This window comes from Amycolatopsis sp. NPDC051106 (genome assembly GCF_040682775.1).
Classification (GTDB): domain Bacteria; phylum Actinomycetota; class Actinomycetes; order Mycobacteriales; family Pseudonocardiaceae; genus Amycolatopsis.
Map to the genome: position 1 here is coordinate 52682 of NZ_JBFBBQ010000001.1, position 16347 is coordinate 69028.

A 16347-nucleotide genomic window follows, 5' to 3' on the forward strand; every position below is an offset into this window, starting at 1 on the left:
CATTTGGTTAGGTCGCTTTCGCAACGCAATGTTGCCGATCGATCACCCACCCAGTGCGAGGAGACGGCGAGTGGCGGACACCGCGACGAACGAGGGGCAGGGCGCTCAGCGCACCCGCCGTCTCGTGTCGCGTGCGCTGCTCGTCCTCGGTGGTGCCGTCGCCGGCACCGCCGCCGCGTGGCTCGTCTCCGGTGCCACCGCTTCCGCGGACACCGTCGAGGTGGGCACTGCCCCGATCGCCGAGGCCGCGAGCGGCAGCCTCGGCGACGTGAACACCGGCGCGGCGAACGCGGCCGGCGACGTCTCCGCGTCGAGCTGCCACCAGGACGCCACCGCGTGGAGCGAGCCGTGTGCCCGCGTTCTCGGGCACGAGGTCTCCGACCACGTCGGCGACTCGGTGTCGGACCTCGCCGAGGACGCCGTCGTGAGCCCGGCGCACCGCACCCTCGGCGCGGTCGAGCACATCGTCCGCAAACCGCAGGACACCCGCCAGGTCCTCGAACAGACCTTCACCCCCGAGCCCGGCCACGACGTGTGGCAGCTGCTCGACCCGGCCCGCCACGGCGACCTGGTTCCGCTCCCGGGGTTCTCCCCGGTCGAGCAGGAGTCGGTGACCACGGGCGTCGGCCAGACCACGGACACGGCCGCCGTCTCGGCCGTCCAGCTCCCCGCCGCGCCGCGAGCCACGCTCCCGGCGCCGCAGGGTTTCCAGCACGAAGACGGCACCGGTGCCGCGGGCAAGTTCCGCAACGGGCACCGTGACCTGCCGTCCCCGCTGGCCCCGGTGCAGCTTCCGGTCGCACCGCTCGTCCCCACCGCCCCGGGTGGCAGCACTGCCCCCGGTGGTCACCTCGACGGCCTCAACTTCGGTGTCCCGTTCTGGACGACCGAAGCCGTCGACTCCGCCGTCGCGGCCATGAGCCGCGCCGGCCTGCGCACCGCGATGCGCACCCCGGGCGAGCAGCCCGGCGTCACTCCTGACTGAACACCTCCCTTCACGGGTCGCTGACGCGCCCAAGCCCGTCTTCCTCTGACGGCGCCCGCGTCCGCGAAATACCCGTGACATGGCGGTGCGCTTTCTCGCGCCCGCACGAAATTCCTTCCCCCTCGGTGCGGCTCGGACCCGTTTCGACTTCGACGAGCGCACCCCCATAAGCCCGCAAGGGAACCCGAAATAAAGGAGAAAAACCCCATGCAGACGTGGGCAAAGCGCGGACTCCAGACCGCACTTGTCACGGGTGGGTTGCTGATGCTGGGTACCGGCATCGCCTCGGCTGACGAGAACGTCAACCCCGACGCCCCGGCCTCCCCGCTCGACCTGAACGTCACGGCTCCCATCCAGGAAGCCAACAACGCGGTCGGCACCCCCTTCGGCCAGCTGGACCTGCCCGCCGGGCAGACGGAGCTGAGCACCAAGCCGGTCACCAACGCCGCGAACGAGGCTGCCAAGCAGTTCGACGACGCGAGCCCGATCAACCAGAGCACCCTCGGGGGCAAGTTCACCCCGAGCCACAACAACCTCAAGGGCAACAAGGTCACCGGCGACGTCGTCGTCCCGATCCAGATCGTGGACAACGCGGTCGGCGTGATCGGCGACGCGAACGTCCAGGGCGGCGACCACACGCAGACCTGGAACCACAACCAGGACATCGCGACGACGGGCCAGGACTCCAGCCTCGCGGGCAACGCGGTCGCCCTCGACTGGGCGCTCCCCGTGCAGATCGCCGGGAACGGCGGCGGCGTCGCCGGCGGCACCGGCCGCGTGACCGGTGGGTCGGCCAGCCAGAGCACCACCGAGACCGGGGACGTCGACACCAACGGCGACGGCTCCTCCCTCTCCGGCAACGTGGTCGCGGGCCAGCTCGCCACCCCGGTGCAGGTGACCGGCAACGCCGCTTCGTACCTGCTCGGCAACGGGCAGAGCCACGGCTACTCCGCCGACACCGTCGCCACCTCCGGTGGCTCGCTGCTGAGCTCCGGCGACCAGAGCGCCGGATCGGGCAACGTGGTCGGCGCGCCGATCGCCCTGCCGGTCAAGTTCAACTGCAACTCGGGCGCCGTGTGGGGCGCGCTGTCGAACTCCGACGGCTGCGACACCTCCGCCGACGCCACGGCCGGGGACACGCGCGAGGGCAGCCTCGGCATCCCGACCTACCTCGAGACGAGCGGCAACGACTCGTTCCTGTCCGGCAACGGCGGGGCGGCCTCGCTGTCCCCGATCGCGAACGTCGCGGGTGTCGCGGGCTCGTGGATCGGCAACGCCTCGGCGGGCATCCCCGACACCGGCAGCTCCTCCAGCACGGTCGACTCGGGCGGCTTCGTCAAGACCGCCGGTGACAACGCGAGCGCGTCGGGCAACGTCCTGAACCCGTCGGTCGCACTGCCGGTCGAGGCCTTCGGCATCGGTGGCACCTACATCGGCCAGGCGAACGCCGCGCACGACAACACCACCGACGCCAACGCGGGCAACGGCAGCTACACCAAGGGCAACGGCTCCGTCCTCGGCGGCAACATCGTCAACACCCAGACCGCGGGCGCGCCCGAGGTCTTCGGTATCGGCGGCAGCCACATCGGCAACGCGTCCGGCTCGGCGACCGAGGACAAGACGGTCACCGCCGGGGCGTACGACGGCACGCAGGGCAACGACTCGTCCGGCTCGGGCAACGTCGTCCAGGTGCCGGTCGGTCTCCCGGCCGAGGTCTTCGGCGTGGGCGGCTCGTTCATCGGCCAGGGCTCCGGCTCGGCCGACGAGACCAAGGTCGTCTCCGGCGGCGGCGGTGGCAGCACCCACGACGACAACGGCTTCCTGAGCTCGAACCTGGGCACCGTGCCGGCTTCGCTGCCGGTGCAGGTCGCCAACATCGGTGGCGCGTTCGTCGGCCAGGGCCACGGCCAGGGCTCGACCGACACGACGTCCAACGCGGGCGGCGACGTCACGGCGAACGGCCCCGCGGGCGCCGGCGCCGGCAACATCATCGAGGCCCCGGTCTCGCTCCCGGTGCTGGCCGCCGGCAGCGGTGCCGCCCTCGCGGGCATCGGCACCGGTGAGAACGACAACATCACCGACTCCTCGGCGGGCGGCGACGCCCTCACCGACGGGCAGGACGGTGCGCTGGCCGGCAACATCGTGAAGGCCCCGATCGCGGGTGCCGCGCAGCTGTTCAGCGACGGTGTCGCGGGTGCGGCCCTCGGCCACGGCCTGGGCACGAGCGACACGATGTCGGAGGCGGGCGGCGACGCCACCACCAACGGTGACCGCGGCAGCGTGGCCGGCAACATCGTCGGCGTGGACGCGCTGCCGGTGGCGCAGGTCTTCGGTGACGCCGTCAGCGCGCTGGGTGTCGCCAGCGGCACCGGGATCAACACGACGTCCGTGGAGAACGCGGGCGACGACACCACCTCGGGTGTCGAGGGCGCCATCTCCGGCAACATCCTCGACCTCCCGGTCACGGCGATCGCGCAGCTCTTCGGCGACGCGGTGACCGTGGGCGGCGTGGCGCACGCGATCGGCGACAACACGCTGACCACGGAGAACGGTGGCGAAGCTGTCACCGCGGGCGACGGCTCCAGCCTGTCGGGCTACAACTTCTACCACGCGTTCGCGCTGCCGGTGCAGATCTTCGGCGTGCCCCTCGAGCTGCTCGGGGTCGCGACCGCGGACGCGACGGACATGACGAGCATCGACGAGGCCGAGGACGCCATCGCGTTCCCGGTCGAGGGCTCCGAGCTGGCCGCCGACGAGCTGCCCTCGCTGGCCGCGCTGCGCAGTGGCCTGCCGACCGCGGGGCTGCCCACCCAGGGCCTGCCGTCGCTGGACGGGCTGACCGGCAAGCTGCCGATCGCCGGGCTGCCGACGCAGGGTCTCCCCTCGCTGGCGGGCCTGACCGGCGAGCTGCCGGTCGACGGGCTGCCCATCCAGGGCTTGCCCTCGGTTGACGGGCTGCCCACCCAGGGCCTGCCCTCGGTGGACGGGCTGACCAGCAAGCTGCCGACCGCCGGCCTGCCCATCCAGGGCCTGCCCGCGCTGCCGGTCGCCGCGCCCCTCGGCACCGAGCGTGCCGACCTGCCGACCGGTGGGGGCAACCCGCTGGCCGGGCTGACCAAGCTGGCGCAGCTGCCGGCCGCGGGCGGCCTCGCCGGTGCCCCGGCGCTGCCGAAGGCGGGCCTGCCCACCCCCGCGGTGAACGGGCTGGGCGGTGTCCTCCCCGGGCACACCGAGCGTGCGGACCTGCCGACCGCCGGCCTGCCCGTCGCGCTGCCGACCGCCGGTCTGCCGGCGCTGCCCGCCCTGGGTGGCGGCGTCCCGACGCTGCCGGTCGCCCTGCCGGTGACCCCGGCACTGCCGGCCGCCCCGGCCGCGCTGCCCGCCGCCCCGGCCCTGCCGGTGAACGCGAAGCTGCCGGTGCTGGACAGCGCGGCCCCGGCCGCGCAGGTCCCGGCGATGTCGGGCCTCGACTCGACCGGCTTCCTCGCGAAGCTGCTGGGTCTGGTCAAGCGCAAGTAGTTGCTGATGCCGGGCGGGTTCAGCCAGGACCCGCCCGGCCCCTCAACCCCGGCAGGCACTCCACCGCGCCGCGAGGTCTCCTCGCACGGAGTGCCTGACGATCGAAGAAGCTCTCCTTCCCTGGAGAGGACGAGCCCCAAGAGCCGACCCGGCTCTTGGGGCTCGTTCGTGTTCCCGGGAAGGTCAGGAGAACTGCAGCGAGCGCTTCGCCAGGCCGTGCCAGAACCCGTCGATCACCGTGCGGCCGGACTTCTCCTCCGCGGTCGCGCCGAGGGAGACGAACAGCGGCGCGAAGTGCTCGATCCGCGGGTGCGCGAGCGCCGCTGCCGGCGCCTTGTGCCGGAAGTCGAGCAGCGCGTCGACGTCGCCGTCGCGCACCACCTCGTCACCCCAGTGGTCGAACTCGGCCGACCACGCGGGCGGAGTTCCGTCGGTGGCGCGGGCCATGCCGCTCAGGTTGTGGGTGAAGAAGCCGCTGCCGATGATCAGCACGCCTTCGTCGCGCAGCGGCGCGAGCTTGCGGCCGAGGTCGAACAGCTCCTGCGGGTCGAGCGAGGGCATCGACACCTGCAGCACCGGGACGTCGGCGTCCGGGTACATCTCGACGAGCGGCACATAGGCGCCGTGGTCGAGGCCGCGCTCCGGCGCGTCGTGCACCGGAGTGTCGGTCGAGCGGAGCAGTTTCCGCACCTTCTCCGCCAACTCCGGCGCGCCCGGCGCCGCGTACTTCACCTGGTAGTAGCGCTCGGGGAAGCCCCAGAAGTCGTACACGAGGGGCACGGTCGTCGTGGCCGCGATGGTCAGCGGCGCCTCCTCCCAGTGCGCTGACACGACCAGGATCGCGCGGGGCTTGGGCAGGTCGGCCGACCAGGCGGCGAGCTGGCGGGTCCACGTGGTGTCGTCGGCGAGCGGCGGCGCTCCGTGGCTGAGGTAGAGGACCGGGGTGCGGGTCATCGACGGCTCCAGTGCTTGAAAGTTCAACTACTAGAGTACCTGACGCGCCGGCCTCCCGGGATATTCCGTCAGTGACCTCCGAGACCTCCGAGACCTCCGAGGTTCGCCGCGCAACGCTCGAGGGTGCGGATCGTCGTGCGGTAGTCGTCGTCGCTGATCCCGTCGGTCACCGCGACGCGGAAGGCTTCGACGCGCTGCTCGACGCGGGCGTGGGCTTCGCGGCCCGTTTCGGTGAGTTCGCCGTTTGCGGTGACCCAGCCGCGAGCCCGGAGGTCGGCGAGCTGGTGGGCTGCCGGGCCGAACGGCGCCAGTGCCGCGTCGACCTCCTCCGGCGTGCGGGCGCCGAGGGCGATCGTGTTGAGTACCTGCCAGTGCCGGCGGGTCAGCGACTCGGCGTCGAGGACCCGGGCCATGGAGGATTCGAGGAGCTCGTGGACGTGGCGAAGCCACCAGCCGAGGGGTTTCATGAAGACTCCGAATATGTCGAGGAACAACTACATGTAAAAGTACATGTAGTTCGGAGGGTGGAGCAACCATGACGGACGCCGTGGCCGAGGTCGAGCGCGCCATGATCGCGATCCGCCGCAGCCAGCAGCGGCGCGCGCTGAGCCGGATCGGGAAGGCCCGCGGCCAGGGCGCGCACGACCCGGTGCACGAGCTGCTCGACGTCGTCGAAGAGCTCACCGAACGCGGCGAAGCCGGCACGGTGACGGCCTTGAGCGCGGCGATGGGTGTCGACCAGCCGCGCGCGAGCCGGCTCGTGGCGCGCGCTGTCGAGCAGGGACTGCTTCGCCGCGAAGCCGATCAGCGCGACGGACGGCGTGCGGTGCTCGTGCCGACCGAGGCCGGCCAGGCGCACCTCGACGAGCTGCACGCCTTCCGGCGCTCGGTGTTCGCCGAGGTCATGGCGGACTGGCCGGACGAGGACCGCGAGAACTTCGGCCGGCTCCTCACGGCGTTCGTCCGCGGGTACAGCGCCCTCGGTTAGTCGTGGGAGAGGTCCACGAAGCGGCTGTAGTGCAGCTGGTGGGCGACGGTGATCGTCGCCGTCGGGCCGGCACGGTGCTTCGCGATGATCAGGTCCGCCTCGCCCGCGCGCGGGTCGTCGCGCTCCCACGCGTCGGGGCGGTTGACCAGGATGACGAGGTCGGCGTCCTGCTCCAGGGAGCCGGACTCACGGAGGTCGGACAGCATCGGGCGCTTGTCCGTCCGCTGCTCGGGACCACGGTTCAGCTGGCTGATCGCGATCACCGGGACCTCGATCTCCTTGGCCAGCAGCTTCATCTGCCGCGAGAACTCCGAGACTTCCTGCTGCCGCGACTCGACGCGCTTGCCGGACGTCATCAGCTGGAGGTAGTCGAGGACGACGAGCTTCAGGTCGTTGCGCTGCTTCAGCCGGCGCGCCTTCGCCCGGATTTCCATCATCGTCATGTTCGGCGAGTCGTCGACGAACAGCGGTGCCTCGGACACCTCGCTCATCCGGCGGGCCAGCCGCGTCCAGTCGTCGTCGGACATCTTGCCACCGCGCATGTCGGCGAGGCGGATCTTCGCCTCGGCCGAGAGCATGCGCATGACGATCTCGGTCCGGCTCATTTCCAGGGAGAAGATGACGCTGGTCAGGCCGTGCCGGATCGACGCCGACCGCGCGAAGTCCAGGCCCAGCGTCGACTTGCCGACACCGGGGCGCGCCGCGACGATGATCATCTGCCCGGGGTGCAGGCCGTTGGTCAGCTCGTCGAAGTCGGTGAACCCGGTCGGGATGCCCTGGGACTGGCCGCCGCGCGAGGCGATCGCGTCGATCTCGTCCATCGTCGGCTGCAGCAGCTCTTCCAGCGCGACGTAGTCCTCGCTGGTCCGGCGCTCGGTGACGTCGTAGATCGCGGCCTGCGCGCGGTCGACGACCTCGTCGATGTTCGCGCCGTCGGCCGCGGCCGCGCCGTAGCCGTACTGCACGATCCGGGTGCCGGCTTCGACCAGCCGGCGCAGCACCGCCTTCTCCGCGACGATCTCCGCGTAGTAACCCGCGTTCGCCGCCGTCGGCACCGTCGCGATCAGCGTGTGCAGGTAGGGCGCGCCGCCGACGCGGCCCAGCTCGCCGCGGCGTTCGAGCTCCGCCGAGATGGTGATCGGGTCGGCCGGCTCGCCGCGGCCGTAGAGGTCGAGGACGCAGTCGTAGATCGCCTGGTGCGCGGGCTTGTAGAAGTCGTCGGGGCCGAGCGCCTCGATGACGTCGGCGACCGCGTCCTTGGACAGCAGCATGCCGCCGAGCACGGACTGCTCGGCCGCGATGTCCTGCGGCGGCTGGCGGTCGAACCCGCCACCGGGGCCGGGGTCACTCGGACCCGGGTCGTTCTCCGCATACATCGGACTGCGGTCGTCGGTCAGCGCCACCGCCCCGGACACCTCCTCGTCGTGTCGAACACTAGTTCGAGTATGCCGGATCTTCGCTCTCGAAGCACGCGGCCGGCTCGTGCCTGACCGTTCCGGACGTGTCCCCCGATGATCGGCGAGAACGTCGTCCGGCTCTCGGAGGCACGCCGGGCGCCACCGTGAGTACAGGCCCGAGCGGGCACGCTAGATCCCCCGGAAGGCGGATGGCAATTCCGGATGGGGACCCTTCTGTGGACAACCTGTGGATGAATGGGGGTAACCAGTCACAGGTGCCGCGAGAGCTGTGGACAAGTTGGGGACAAGCTTGATCGGCTTTGGGGAAACCGCAGGTCAAAGGCTGTGAACAAGGTGTGGAGAACTTCCCTGAAACTCGTCCGGCGTGTCGCGTGAAGTCCGTTGTTCGGCGTGTCGTGGACCAGTCGAAGACCATTGACCCACACGGCCTGTGGATGAATATCACGGAGGGTAGAGCCGTAACTCGATGGGCTGAACGGCCGGCGATCAGGCCGCGGTGAGCCGGCCCTGTGCGCTGCGTAACCGCTCAGCGAGAACGCGCTGGTCGGCCGGGGTGAAGGCGATCCGGTTCTCCCCACGCCCCGGAACCTCTTCGGTCAGCCACCGGCCTTCCGACGTATCGATGTAGTTCACCGGGCGTTCGATGCGGCGCCAGGCCCCGCTGCGGTTACGGGCGGCGACGTAGAGGCTGCCGCTCCCCATCCGGCGTAGCGCCAGGATCCGCCGGAGCTCGTCGACCTCCTGCGAGCCTTCGGCCGGGCGGTCGTTGCGAAGCACCGCGTACCCGCCTTCGTCGCGGCGGGCGGTCCCCTCGATCTGGCTCTTCGGCACGGCGAGCGGCGTCCCGCGCCCGGGCGCCAGCTTCGGGATCTGACCGAGGAAGCCGTCGAGCAGCTCGTGCGGCTGGATCGACTCCAGCACGACGACGTCCAGCTCCTCGTGCTTGGCCAGCACGAACGCCTCACCGCCGGCGCTGCCGCCGAGCAGCCGGTAGCTGACCGGCTTGCCCTGGTACCCGCCGTCGATCCAGCCGTAGTACTCCAGCTGCGGCCGGGCGATGGCCTCGACCGTCGCGACGAACCCCGGGTGCATGCCGCGCGAGCCGAACAGCCCGGCCTTGGCGAGCTCGGCGTTGACCCGCTCGTCCTCGGCGCGCTGGGCCTCGTCGCTGTACCAGGTCGGCTTGTCGGACAGCACCGTGTGCGGCTCGCCGCCCCGGCGCCGGATCAGGTTGATCAAGGTGCCGGTCGTGATGGTGACCTGCCTGTCCAGCACCGCTCTTCCCCCAGTGAAGATCGAAGTCAGTGAAGGTGAACCCGCGCGAAGCCGGGGCGCGCCCATCTTGGCACGCGCCCGGCGGTCTCGCGTGCGCTACTCGCCGATGACCGGCGGAGCGGTGAGCTCGTCGGAGCCGAAGATGTCGTTCGGGTCCTCGCCGAGCAGGTACTTCGACGTGCGTTCCTCGTCGCCGCCGCCCTGGCCCTTGGCGCCGTGGCCCATGCCGCCCATCCCGCCCATGCCGGTGGCACCGCCGCGCCCGGCCGCCGCGCCGCCCGCGCCCAGCGCGCCGCCGGCACCCATGCCGCCCCGGCCCGCGCCGGACGCGCCCGCGCCGCCCGGCAGGGACGCGCCGGTCGAGCCGCCGGGCCCGAAGCCCGCGCCGCCGCCCGGGCCGAAGCCCGCCGTGGGGTCGCCGATGCCGCCCGAGCCGCCGCCGGGCCCGAACCCCCCGCCGCCGCCTCCGCCGCCGGAGAAGTTCGGCGCGCTGCCCGGGCCGAAACCCGGCATGCCCGGCACGTCCGAAGGCGAAAAACCGGATGCGCTGGTGCCATCACTGAAGTTCGGCGGGGTGTAGTTGCCCGCGCCCGGGATCTTGGACGGGTCGTAGCTGCCGCTCGGCACCTTCGACGGGTCGAAGCCCGGCACCTTCGACGGGTCGAAGTTCCCGCCTGGCACCTTCGACGGGTCGAAGCTGCCCCCGGGCGTGCCCGGCGGGCCGCCGAAGGACGGGACGCCGCCCGGCCCCGGCATGTTCACACCGCCGGTGCCCGTTCCGGTCCCGGTCCCGGTCCCAGTACCGTTCCCGGTTCCGTTGCCGTCGCCATTCCCGTTGCCGTCGTCCGGCTTCTTCTTCTTGCCGTCGTCGACGTTGATGGTCTCCTGCTGCCCCTTGAGCGCGGAGTACGTCGGCATGTTCTGGCCGTTGTCGTTGCTCGCCTTGTAGTAGGTGTTGAAGGCGTCGACGTTGGCCTGGCCCTTGGCGTTGTAGTCGCGGATCGCCCGGTCGGTGTCGGTCGTCCACGGCGTCACGGCGTTGAGCAGGTTGTTCTTCGGCGGGTCCTTCGGGACTTCCTGGACCTGCGCGTGCACGGTCGTGAACGCGTTGTTCTGCTCGCCGAGGTACTTGTCGGAGGCGGTCAGCTTGGTGCCCGAGTCCTCCATCCACACCCGCAGCGGGTGCGCGCCCGCGTTCTGCGCCGCTTCCGAGCCGCCGCCGGTCCAGGCCGCGTCCATCTCCTTGGCCAGCGTGTCGATCGTGGTGAGCCGGTCCGCGTACGCGCCCTTCAGCCGGCTGGCCGCCGACTGCCCGTTCTGGATCGAGCCGGTGCCGGGGCCGGTGGTGATCTGGTGCCAGATGTCGTAGCAGTCGATCTTGCGGTCGCCCTGCTGCGAGGTGTGGTCGTCCGAGTGCGTGGTGGCCATGTTGTACGCGGCGAACCCGCCGAGCAGCACCAGTTCCAGCATCTCAGCCCTCCTTCAAGGTCTGGATCATCGCCTCGGCCGCCTTCTCCGCGTACGGGCACGGCTGGGTCGCGCCCGGGCCGTTGCCGATCTGCGTGAAGACCTGGACGGCCTGGGTGTCCGTCACGCCCACCAGCAGCTTGCACTGCCCCTGGGCGCGGAAGTCCTTGGTCGCGGCGTACACCGCGGGGTAACCGGAGACGTCGGCCGGCTCCCAGTACTCGTACTGGTCCTTGCCGCCCTTGGCGTAGAGGTCGTAGATCCCCGCGAGCCCGTCGGTGTTCGGGTCGGCCGCGATGTCGATCCGGCTGCTGCGCGTCTCGTCGCCGGTGTAGATCCAGGCGCAGGACGCGCCCGCCGAGCTGGAGCGGGGCGTGCCGTCTTCGAGGCCGAGCGTCGAGCGCTGCGAGGCCGAGAGGACCGAGCACGGGTCGGACTTCAGCTTGGCCGGGTCGAGCGGGCTCGACACCTTGGGCGCGCCGTCGCCACCGCCGCCGTCCGCGCTGCTGCTCGCGGAGTCCGGCGTACCGGACGTGGCGGCCGGGTTGGCCGGGTTGGCCGTGCCGCCGGTCGTGGTGCTGCAGCCGGCGAGGGCGAGCGCGGCGAGCGCGAGCCCGGGCAGCACGAGACGGCGGTTCACGCCTGCGTCCCCGCCTTCGAGATGTCGCCGGTGTGGTCCGCGTCCGCGGCCGTGATCCGCTTCTTCGCGTCGAGCAGGGCCTGGATGTAGTTCTTCACGTATTCCTGCATCTTCTGGTTCTGCTCGAGGAACGCCTTGCCGGAGGGGTTGGCGAGCTTCTCCCAGTCACCGCTCGCGAACTCCTTGCCGGGCGCCTTGACGTCGGCCATCAGGTTGGCGTCGGCGGCGTCGTTCTGCAGGTCCGTCTGCAGGTCCTGCCACTTCTTGATGACGCCGTCGATCTTGTCGGCGTCGAACGTGAAACCCCCACCGCCGGACGGCGCGGACATGGTGACCTCGTTACCCATCCGAGTGCGCTCCCTTCGCGTCCCGCTCCATTCTCCTACGACGACGCCCGGGTGTCCGAGGTTCCCCCGAAACGCGTGAAGGCGGGCCGCCCACCAGGGAGCGACCCGCCTTCCACGACGTGCTGAGTTACTGGCTCACGCCTGCGTGGCCTTGACCTCGAGCCGCACGTCGACCTTCACGTCCGGGTGCAGCCGGGCGCCGACCGAGTGCTTGCCCACGGTCTTGATGTGGTCGCGCAGCTCGATGACGCGCTTGTCGAGCAGGGGGCCACCGGCCGCCTTGATCGCGTCGACGATCTCGCCGGCGGTGATCGAACCGAAGAGCTTCTTCGAGCCCTCGGCCGCCTTGCCGGTGAGCTGGATGGCGCCGAGGCCCTCCAGCGTCGCCTTGATCTCCTTGGCGTGGTCGAGGTCGCGGATGCGACGGCTCTCCTGCGCGCGCTGGATGGTGCGCACGTTCTTCTCCGCGCCCTTGGAGGCCGCGATCGCGTAGCCCCGCGGGAGCAGGTAGTTGCGCGCGTAGCCGTCCTTGACCTCGACGATGTCGCCGGGGCCGCCCAGGTTGGCCACGTCCGTGGTGAGGATGATCTTCGCCATTTCGGTGCCCTCCCTTAGCGCGCGGTCGAGGTGTAGGGCAGCAGCGCCATCTCGCGGGAGTTCTTGACCGCGATGGCGATGTCACGCTGGTGCTGGCTGCAGTTGCCGGTGACGCGACGGGCACGGATCTTGCCGCGGTCGGAGATGTACTTCCGCAGCAGGTTGGTGTCCTTGTAGTCGATCAGTTCCGGGCGGCCCTTCTTCTCGGCCTTGCAGAACACGCAGACCTTCTTCTTGGGCTTGCGGATGGGTGGCTTGGCCACTGGTCACTCCTGGAAGTTCAAATCTTTCTGGATGTGTACGAGATCAGAAGGGGGGCTCGTCCGAGAAGCCGCCGCCACCGCCGCCGCTCGCGGCCGGGGCGGAACCCCACGGGTCGTCGGCCGGCATTCCGCCGCCGCCGCCACCGCGGTTCCCGCCGCCACCGCCGCCGCCGAAGTCACCACCGCCGCCGCCACCGCGGCTGACCTTGTTGACCTTGGCCGTGGCGTAGCGCAGCGAGGGGCCGATTTCGTCGACCTCGAGCTCGACGACGGTGCGCTTCTCGCCTTCCTTCGTCTCGAACGACCGCTGCTTCAGGCGGCCCTGCACGACGACGCGGGCGCCGCGGGTCAGGGACTCGGCGACGTTCTCCGCCGCCTGCCGCCAGATGTTGCAGCGCAGGAACAGCGCCTCGCCGTCCTTCCACTCGCCCGACTGCTTGTCGAGCGTGCGGGGCGTGGACGCGACGGTGAAGTTCGCGACCGCCGCACCGGACGGGGTGAAGCGCAGTTCCGGGTCGGACGTCAGGTTGCCGATCACCGTGATGACGGTGTCTCCAGCCATCGGGAATCCCCTTCGGCTCAGGCCTTGGCGGCGGCGGGCTTGGCCGCGGCGCGCTTGACCTCGCGACGCATGACCTTGGTGCGGAGCACGGTCTCCTGCAGGGACAGCTGGCGGTCCAGCTCCTTCACCGCGTCCGAGGACGAGTTCAGGTCCAGCAGGGCGTAGATGCCCTCCGCGTGCTTCTTGATCTCGTACGAAAGCCGGCGCCGGCCCCAGACGTCGACCTTCTCGACGCTTCCGCCCGAAGTGCGGATGACGTTGAGGAAGGTGTCCAGCGTCGGAGCGACCGTGCGCTCGTCGAGCGTGGGGTCCAGGATGACCATTACCTCGTAATGGCGTGACACAACCACTCACCTCCTATGGGCTCGCGGTCACGGACTGTCCGTGACAGGAGGGTTTGTCCAGGTAAGAGTACCTGGGGGTGTCCTGGGGGCCGTCGGCCGGGTCAGCTCGCGCGGCGCAGGACCCAGGTGCGGACGAGCCCCGCGGTGACGCCGGCGAGCACGATCACCGCGAGCAGCATCGGCAGCTGGACGTCGTTCGAGGAGCCGGGCGAAGCCAGCGACTGCGCGTTGCCCGCGTCGCGGATGTCGGCACCCTGGCCGCTCTGGGCACCCGTGTCGCCCTGCGGCGCGGAGGCGTCCCCGGGCAGCGAGCCGTCGGCCGGGTAGCGGACCCCGGGGGCGACGGCCGTGCCGGCGGTCGCGGTGGGGATGCCGCCGTAGTCGCGCATCGGCGCGGTGCCGGAGCCGGCCGCGTTGCCCGGGTTCAGGTTGGAGAGGTTGCCGGAGGTGCCGCCGGGAACGGTGCCGGTGCCGCCGCCCTGCGGGGTGCCGGTGCCGCCCGCGCCCGGCTGACCCGGTGTGCTCGGGGCGACGTAGTTGCCGGCGAGCAGCGTGAGGTTGCAGCCCTTCGCGACCGTGCTCTCCACGCTGTTCAACGTCTTGTTCCAGTCGAGACCGAGGCCCAGCGAGTGGGAGTTCGCCAGCGCGGTGCGCACCGCCTTGCCGATCGCCGCGCCGGTTGCCTCGCCGCCCGCGGAGTTGGGCACCTGGCCCACGGTGATGGTGGGGACGCCGGCGATCGAGTCGCCGGCCCAGGCGCCGATCGCCAGCGTGCCGGCGTTGTTGGCGCCGGTGGTGACCAGCGTCTTCACGGAAGCGCCGGTGATCGCGATCTGGTCGCCCATCTGGCCGGTGACCGTGCCGGTGCAGCTGGTGCTCACGACCTGCTGGCTCGCCGAAGCCGTGCCTGCGGAAAGGAATGCGCTACCGGTCACGAAGGCGGCAAGGGCGGTCATGGTCAAGAACTTCCGCACGAGCACTGTCCTCCGTGGGGTCATCAAGGCGTCGTCGTCCTGAACACCAGGCTCAACGAAGAAGATACGTGAAAGATACTCGGCAGTCGGGTCAATTCGCAGCGGCCATTCGGCGGAGCACCCACGTCCGCACGAGGCCCGCGCTGACTCCGGAGAGTGCCAGCACCGCGATCAGCAGCGGCAGGTTCGACCCGTCCGTGAACCCGTCGGATGCGGACGGTAGCGCTTCCGCCTGACCCGCCGTCTGGATGCCGGGGTTGCCGGCCGCCGCGTCCTGGTCGGGGCCGTTGAGGCCGTACTGCGGCGCGTAACCCGGGATCTGGCTGCCGTACCGGATGGCGGGCGACGGCGTGAAGAGCCCGGCCGTCGCGAACGGGATGCCGCTGTAGTCCCGCATCGGCGCGTAGCCCGTGCCGACGCTGAACGGGAAGCCGCCGAACACCGGGCTGCTCGAGAAGCCGGGCAGCAGCGGGCTGTTCGCCTCGGGGATCGGCGTGGTGCCCGCCGGGGTCCCACCCTGCGGCGCGCTCCCGGTCCCGCCCTGGGCCGGCGGTTGCTGCGGGTTGCCGCCGGTGCCCGGCTGCGGGGACTGCTGCTTGCTGCCGCCGTTGAGCGTGTTGAGGCCGCCGGTCGCGGCCGAATTCAGGCCGTCGGCGCCCTGGTTGACCGCGCTGGCCAGCGGCGCGCCGACCACCGGCACCGGTGAGACCACGGTGTTGACCACGTTGACCGTGACCTTGCAGACGGTGTTGAGCAGGCCGCCGACCACGCTCGTGAGCACGGTGGTCGCCTGCCCGACGATGCCGAGGTCGATCGCGGGAAGGCCGAGGATCGACCCTTGGATGTGGTCGCCGGGCTTCGCGGTGACGGTGCTGCCGCAGGGGACGGTCTTGGTCTCCGCCGCCGAGGCGGTGCCGGGCATGCCGAGTACAGCCGAACCGGCGAGGACGAACGCCGTCGCGCCGACCGCCGTTGCCCTCCGTGTCCGATCCTGCATGCTCGCCGCCCCTTGCCTCGCGTCCCTTTCCCAGGACAACGACGTTAAGGCAGCACGGTGACGCCCGCTCGCTCAGAAATGTCCGGCATTCGAGTGGAAGCGGGCGTCACCTTCGGTGAGATCAGGCGGGTGAGCGGCGGATCCAGGCCCGGACGAGGGCCGCGGCGACGATCGCCAGCGCCAGCACCGCGAGCAGCACCGGCAGCTTCGCCGGCGGCGTGACGCCGGGCAGCGCCTCGGCCGTCCCGGACTTCTGCTCGTCGACCGTCGGGATCTGCTGACCGGGGATGACCTGCGCGATCACCGGCGCCTGGATCAGGCTGCCCGGCAGGAGCGAGGCGTTGCTGAAGACGCCCGAGATCGCGTCGCCCGGCAGGCCGGCGCCACCGGGACCCGTGAGCACCGGGCCGGTGCTGTCGCCGGGCGAGGTCTGCCCCGGCGGCGTCTGACCGGGCGGCGTCTGACCGGGCGGGGTCGGCGGCGCAGGCGGAGTGGGCGGGGTCGGCGACGGCGGTAGTGGCAACGGCGGCAAGTCGAGGCCCTGCGTCACGCCGCCGACGGTGTTCACGACGCTCTGGGCGGTCGGGCAGACGGCCTTCGCCGCCGCGTCACCGACCACCGGCACGTCGCCGATGCCGAGCGCCCGCACCGCGTCCCCCACCGGGAGCGTGAGCAGCGGGGCCGAGCCGTTCGTGTTCTTCGAGCTGGAGTCGAGGCCGACGGTCAGCCGGTCCGGGGCGTTCAGCGGGGCGCCCGCGTCCAGGAGGAGGCCGGTCTTCGCGTCGCGGGCCTGGCCGTTCTGCAGGGTGGCCGAGCAGTCGCCGCCGAGGGTCGGGCTGGGGTCGGCACTCGCGATCCCGGGCGCGGCCAGCGCGGCCGAAGCGGCGAGAGTGAACCCCAGTGCGGTGATCCGTGTGAACTGCTTCCCCATCGATGCCCTCCGGCAGTCGGCCCAATTGGATCACGGAACGCGCTCACGGTACTCCACGAGCGTCACCAACCGGTCCCACAGGGGAA

17 protein-coding genes are annotated in these 16347 nt (G+C 71.2%); 3 read left to right on the top strand and 14 right to left on the bottom strand.

Annotated elements, in window-relative coordinates; translation table 11 throughout:
• Nucleotides 1–70: 70 nt before the first annotated feature.
• Nucleotides 71–985, top strand: coding sequence for a hypothetical protein (locus tag AB0M83_RS00220; RefSeq protein WP_364510105.1), 915 nt, complete (start codon nt 71–73; stop codon nt 983–985).
• 207 nt (nt 986–1192) lie between these two features.
• A complete protein-coding gene (locus AB0M83_RS00225) occupies nt 1193–4504 on the top strand; it encodes a PE-PGRS family protein (RefSeq protein WP_364510108.1) in 3312 nt (1103 codons plus the stop codon).
• 183 nt (nt 4505–4687) lie between these two features.
• Here AB0M83_RS00225 and AB0M83_RS00230 read toward each other — a convergent pair whose 3' ends face one another.
• Both AB0M83_RS00230 and AB0M83_RS00235 read right to left on the bottom strand, forming a co-directional pair.
• Nucleotides 4688–5458, bottom strand: a complete 771-nt coding sequence (locus AB0M83_RS00230) for a class III extradiol ring-cleavage dioxygenase (RefSeq protein WP_364510111.1) — start codon at nt 5456–5458, stop codon at nt 4688–4690.
• Between the two features lie 68 nt (nt 5459–5526).
• Entirely contained in the window at nt 5527–5925 is a 399-nt protein-coding gene (locus AB0M83_RS00235; protein ID WP_364510114.1) for a MarR family transcriptional regulator, read from the bottom strand.
• Between the two features lie 68 nt (nt 5926–5993).
• Here AB0M83_RS00235 and AB0M83_RS00240 point away from each other — a divergent pair, with 68 nt between their 5' ends.
• Complete coding sequence (locus AB0M83_RS00240) at nt 5994–6446, top strand: MarR family winged helix-turn-helix transcriptional regulator (protein WP_364510117.1); 453 nt, start codon at nt 5994–5996, stop codon at nt 6444–6446.
• Here AB0M83_RS00240 and dnaB read toward each other — a convergent pair.
• The 12 genes from dnaB to AB0M83_RS00300 all read right to left on the bottom strand — a co-directional run bounded on the left by dnaB (nt 6443) and on the right by AB0M83_RS00300 (nt 16261).
• A complete protein-coding gene (gene dnaB, locus AB0M83_RS00245) occupies nt 6443–7849 on the bottom strand; it encodes a replicative DNA helicase (protein WP_364510793.1) in 1407 nt (468 codons plus the stop codon). The two genes, AB0M83_RS00240 and dnaB, sit on opposite strands and share 4 nt — an antisense overlap.
• Before the next feature lie 501 nt (nt 7850–8350).
• Nucleotides 8351–9139: an ESX secretion-associated protein EspG gene (locus AB0M83_RS00250; protein ID WP_364510120.1), complete on the bottom strand. Its 789-nt coding sequence runs from the start codon at nt 9137–9139 to the stop codon at nt 8351–8353.
• 96 nt (nt 9140–9235) lie between these two features.
• Nucleotides 9236–10609, bottom strand: coding sequence for a hypothetical protein (locus tag AB0M83_RS00255; protein WP_364510122.1), 1374 nt, complete (start codon nt 10607–10609; stop codon nt 9236–9238).
• Between the two features lies 1 nt (nt 10610).
• On the bottom strand, nt 10611–11246 hold the full coding sequence (locus AB0M83_RS00260; protein ID WP_364510124.1) for a DUF3558 domain-containing protein: 636 nt from the start codon (nt 11244–11246) through the stop codon (nt 10611–10613).
• Complete coding sequence (locus AB0M83_RS00265; protein ID WP_364510127.1) at nt 11243–11593, bottom strand: hypothetical protein; 351 nt, start codon at nt 11591–11593, stop codon at nt 11243–11245. The genes AB0M83_RS00260 and AB0M83_RS00265 overlap by 4 nt, the downstream gene beginning before the upstream one ends.
• Nucleotides 11594–11728: 135 nt before the next feature.
• Nucleotides 11729–12190, bottom strand: coding sequence for a 50S ribosomal protein L9 (gene rplI / locus AB0M83_RS00270; RefSeq protein WP_364510130.1), 462 nt, complete (start codon nt 12188–12190; stop codon nt 11729–11731).
• Between the two features lie 14 nt (nt 12191–12204).
• A complete protein-coding gene (rpsR, locus tag AB0M83_RS00275; RefSeq protein ID WP_003098744.1) occupies nt 12205–12453 on the bottom strand; it encodes a 30S ribosomal protein S18 in 249 nt (82 codons plus the stop codon).
• Nucleotides 12454–12496: 43 nt separating this feature from the next.
• Nucleotides 12497–13015, bottom strand: coding sequence for a single-stranded DNA-binding protein (locus AB0M83_RS00280; RefSeq protein WP_364510132.1), 519 nt, complete (start codon nt 13013–13015; stop codon nt 12497–12499).
• 17 nt (nt 13016–13032) lie between these two features.
• Entirely contained in the window at nt 13033–13359 is a 327-nt protein-coding gene (gene rpsF, locus AB0M83_RS00285; protein WP_176742059.1) for a 30S ribosomal protein S6, read from the bottom strand.
• A gap of 101 nt (nt 13360–13460) precedes the next feature.
• Nucleotides 13461–14315 carry a hypothetical protein gene (locus AB0M83_RS00290; protein WP_364510135.1) on the bottom strand — a complete coding sequence of 285 codons (855 nt, stop codon included), beginning with the start codon at nt 14313–14315 and terminating at the stop codon, nt 13461–13463.
• 109 nt (nt 14316–14424) lie between these two features.
• Nucleotides 14425–15330 (bottom strand): hypothetical protein, encoded by a 906-nt coding sequence (locus tag AB0M83_RS00295; RefSeq protein ID WP_364510138.1) that lies wholly within the window; start codon nt 15328–15330, stop codon nt 14425–14427.
• Nucleotides 15331–15451: 121 nt separating this feature from the next.
• On the bottom strand, nt 15452–16261 hold the full coding sequence (locus tag AB0M83_RS00300) for a hypothetical protein (RefSeq protein ID WP_364510140.1): 810 nt from the start codon (nt 16259–16261) through the stop codon (nt 15452–15454).
• Nucleotides 16262–16347: the final 86 nt, after the last annotated feature.